Raw genomic sequence first — 3,481 nt, forward strand, 5'->3', positions numbered from 1 at the left:
TCTTCGGTCTTTGCATCRGCAGTTTTCTCAACGTCGTCATTTACCGCCTGCCGCTGATGTTGGAGCGCCAGTGGCTGCATGAGTCGGCCGCGCAGCTCACTGACGCGGCCGCCATGGCGCGCGTCGCTGACGTGCCTTTGCCCGAGGCTGAAAAGCTGGCCAAGGCCGTGGATGTCTACGGCACCAAGATCGAAGCCCTGCCGCCATTCACTATCGCCGCGCCGCGTTCACGCTGCCCGCATTGCGGCCATCAGTTGCGCTGGCATGAAAACCTGCCGGTCATTGGCTGGCTTCGCCTGGGCGGTAAATGCGCCACGTGCAAGGCGCCGATCTCCAAGCGCTATCCCATCATTGAAGCGCTCACCGGCGCCGCCTTCGCCGCCCTATCCTGGCGCTTCGGCGCCCAGCCGACCACGCTGCTCTGGTGCGGCTTCGTCGCTGCTCTGATCGCGCTGGCGATGATCGACTGGGACACCACGTTGCTGCCGGATGCGATCAACCAGCCCCTGCTCTGGGCCGGGCTCGCCGCCGCCCTGATGGGCTGGACGATTCCGCTGGACAAGGCCCTGATCGGCGCCTTGAGCGGCTACCTGTCGCTGTGGTCGGTGTACTGGGTGTTCAAGCTCCTCACCAAGAAGGAGGGCATGGGCTATGGCGACTTCAAGCTGCTCGCGGCGCTGGGCGCCTGGCTGGGCTGGCAGATGGTGCTGCCCATCGTCCTCGGCGCCTCAGCCATCGGTGCCGTCATCGGCATCATCATGAAGATGAATGCCGGCCTGCGTGAGGGCCGCTACGTGCCCTTCGGCCCTTTCCTGGCCGGCGGTGGCCTGGTGGTGCTGTTTGCCGGCCAGCCGACGGTGCTGGGCTGGCTCGGCTGGACATGAACCCTTGATGAGGGTCGGCCTGACCGGCGGCATCGGCAGCGGCAAGAGCACGGTCGCAGGCTTTCTACACGAAGCCGGCGCCGCCCTCATCGATACGGATGCCATCTCCCGCACCCTGACCGCGCCCAGCGGTGCGGCCATGCCTGCCATTGCAGTGCAGTTCGGCGCGGACTTCATCAGCACCGATGGGGCCCTGGACCGCGATCGAATGCGCGCCCTGGTCTTCTCTGACCCGACGGCCAAGCGCCGGCTCGAGGCCATCCTGCATCCGCTGATCACCGCTGAAGCACAGGCGCAGGCTGAGACCGCGACGGCCCGCCTTGTCGTCTTCGACGTGCCTCTGCTGGTCGAATCCGGTCGCTGGCGGGCGCGCGTCGCCCGCGTGCTCGTCGTCGATTGCGCGATCGAAACCCAGATCGAACGGGTGCTGCAGCGCCCGGGCTGGACGCGCGAACGCATTGCGGGCGCCATCGCAGCACAGGCCAGCCGCGAAGCCCGCAGGGCGGCGGCCGACGCTGTGCTCCACAACGATCGCCTACCGCTTGTTGCGCTCAGAAACGAGGTTCTCAGCCTGGCCGAGCGCTGGGGCTGTGAAACAATCGCCCGGCCCTGATCGCAGTCCACCCGAGGCACCTTTGGTCCTGTACGAGTACCCGTTCAACGAAAGCATCCGCACGATGCTTCGCCTCGAGCATCTGTTCGACCGCCTCGGCACGCTGATGTCGCGCGAGACCGCGCTGGACCATCATTTCGCCCTGGTCACGCTGTTCGAGATCATGGACGTCGCTTCGCGTGCCGACCTCAAGAGCGATCTGCTCAAGGAACTCGAGAAGCACAAGGCGCAATTCATCGGTTACCGCGGCAGCCCCGGCCTTGACGAAGCACGCCTGGATGAAGTCGTCGCCCGCATCGACGGCGCCTTCCAGCGTTTGAACGCGCTGGCCGGCAAGGCCGGCGCGACGCTGACGGGCAACGAGTGGCTGATGAGCATCCGCAGCCGCATCAGCATTCCCGGCGGCACCTGCGAGTTCGACCTGCCGGCCTATTACAACTGGCAGCAGTTGCTGCCGGTGCGCCGACGCAAGGATCTGATGACCTGGGCCCAGACGCTGATGCCGCTGGCTGAGGCCCTGCAGGTGCTGCTCGGCCTGCTGCGCGACTCTGGAGCCCCGCACAAGGTGGCGGCCACCGCGGGGCAGTTCCAGCAGAGCCTGCCGCCTGGCCGCGTCTACCAGCTGCTGCGCATGCGCATCGACCCCAGCCTCGGGCTGATCCCCGAAATCTCCGGCCATCGGCTGATGATCTCCATCCGCCTGATGCGCCAGGACGAGGAAGGCCGGCTCAAGCTGGCACAGGAAGACAGCGGCTTCGAACTCGCCTTGTGCCAATGAAGACGAACCCCGCAGGCGAGCGCATCGTGCGCTGCCCTCAATGTGGCGGCGACAGCGTGTTCGCACCCAGCAACAAATGGCGGCCCTTCTGCAGCGAGCGCTGCCGGCAGATCGACCTCGGCGCCTGGGCCAGCGAGTCGTTCCGCGTGCCCGCCACGCCGCCCCAGAACCCGGATGAATACGGGCCGGACGGCGAGCCGCTGGTGCACTGATCAGGCGCTCAAGCGCTCAACAGACGCCGCGACACCAGCTCACGCCRCGCGCTGGCGGCATCCGTGAACAGGAAGGCCTGCCAGTCGCGTGACAGGGCCGCATCGACATTGGCCGGGTGGTCGTCCAGGAAAAGCAGGTCCTGCGGCGGCGCATTGAAGTGACGCTCGGCCATCGCGAACATCTCGGCGCTCGGCTTGATCTGCTTGACACGGCCCGAGAACAGGCCCGACTCGAACCATTCATTCAGTGGAAAGCTGCGGCTGAGATGGTCCGCATACGGCTCGGGCATGTTGGACAGGAAGTGCAGCGTGTGCCCCGCGGCGCGCAGATCGCGGATCAGCACGGCAGTAGCGGGGATCAGCATCAGCTCGTCCGGCACTGCACGCACGACCGCAGCGACGTCGCCCCGCGGCCAGCCGGTGCGCGCCGAGATGCGGCGCACCACCTCGTCGGCGCCGATCAGGCCCTGGTCGAACAGGCCCCAGTCGCCACCATAGTTCTGAAAAAAGACCACAGCCGCGGCCGCCCCCTGCTCCAGCGTCTCGATGCGGTGCGGCCAGAGGCGCGCGAGGAAGCTGGCCGGATGCCAGCGGAACACCACGCCGCCAAAATCAAAGACGATCTTCATGCGGCCACCAGCCGCTTCAACAGGCCGGCGGTCGAGCCGTCCAGGCCCGCCGTGTCGCCAGAGTCCAGGCGCGGCAGCAACTGGTTGCAGAGTGCCTTGCCCAGTTCCACGCCCCACTGGTCGAAGCTGTTGATGCCCCACAGTGCGCCGGTCACGAAGACGCGGTGCTCGTACAGGGCGATCAGCGCGCCGAGCGAACGCGGCGTCAGCGCATCCAGCACGAGGGTCGTACTCGGGCGGTTGCCAGGAAAGCTGCGGTGCCGGGACAAGACGCCACGGTCCAGCGTTGCCGACGCGGTCGGCGCCTTCTCGGTGAGGGCCTCGGCGGCCGTCTTGCCTTGCATCAATGCCTGGCTCTGCGCCAG

Annotated in this window: 5 protein-coding genes and 1 pseudogene; 4 read left to right on the top strand and 2 right to left on the bottom strand. The window is 67.0% G+C overall.

Going from position 1 to position 3,481, the window contains the following annotated elements:
• The 4 genes from ACXJKR_RS27510 to ACXJKR_RS27525 all read left to right on the top strand — a co-directional run.
• The coding region (locus tag ACXJKR_RS27510) for a prepilin peptidase (protein WP_457325532.1) at positions 1–884 on the top strand (884 nt) is incomplete at its 5' end.
• Between the two features lie 4 nt (positions 885–888).
• The gene (coaE, locus tag ACXJKR_RS27515; protein WP_157282070.1) at positions 889–1,497 is read left to right on the top strand and encodes a dephospho-CoA kinase; all 609 of its coding nucleotides are present in this window, start codon (positions 889–891) and stop codon (positions 1,495–1,497) included.
• Positions 1,498–1,519: 22 nt separating this feature from the next.
• Entirely contained in the window at positions 1,520–2,275 is a 756-nt protein-coding gene (zapD, locus tag ACXJKR_RS27520) for a cell division protein ZapD (protein WP_056203365.1), read from the top strand.
• Positions 2,272–2,487, top strand: coding sequence for a DNA gyrase inhibitor YacG (locus ACXJKR_RS27525; RefSeq protein WP_056203363.1), 216 nt, complete (start codon positions 2,272–2,274; stop codon positions 2,485–2,487). Before zapD ends, ACXJKR_RS27525 begins: the two co-directional genes overlap by 4 nt.
• Positions 2,488–2,495: 8 nt before the next feature.
• Here ACXJKR_RS27525 and ACXJKR_RS27530 read toward each other — a convergent pair whose 3' ends face one another.
• Both ACXJKR_RS27530 and ACXJKR_RS27535 read right to left on the bottom strand, forming a co-directional pair.
• Positions 2,496–3,116 carry an HAD family hydrolase gene (locus ACXJKR_RS27530; protein WP_457325533.1) on the bottom strand — a complete coding sequence of 207 codons (621 nt, stop codon included), beginning with the start codon at positions 3,114–3,116 and terminating at the stop codon, positions 2,496–2,498.
• A pseudogene (locus ACXJKR_RS27535) lies at positions 3,113–3,481 on the bottom strand (glucose-6-phosphate isomerase); the annotation flags it as partial. The gene ACXJKR_RS27530 and the pseudogene ACXJKR_RS27535, both read right to left, overlap by 4 nt.

The sequence above is a fragment of the Roseateles sp. P5_E11 genome (genome assembly GCF_054049355.1).

Bases quoted from the DNA above. Each gene is read 5' to 3' on its own strand.
- ACXJKR_RS27525 (WP_056203363.1), top strand. From the start codon at position 2,272: ATGAAGACGAACCCCGCAGGCGAGCGCATCGTGCGCTGCCCTCAATGT.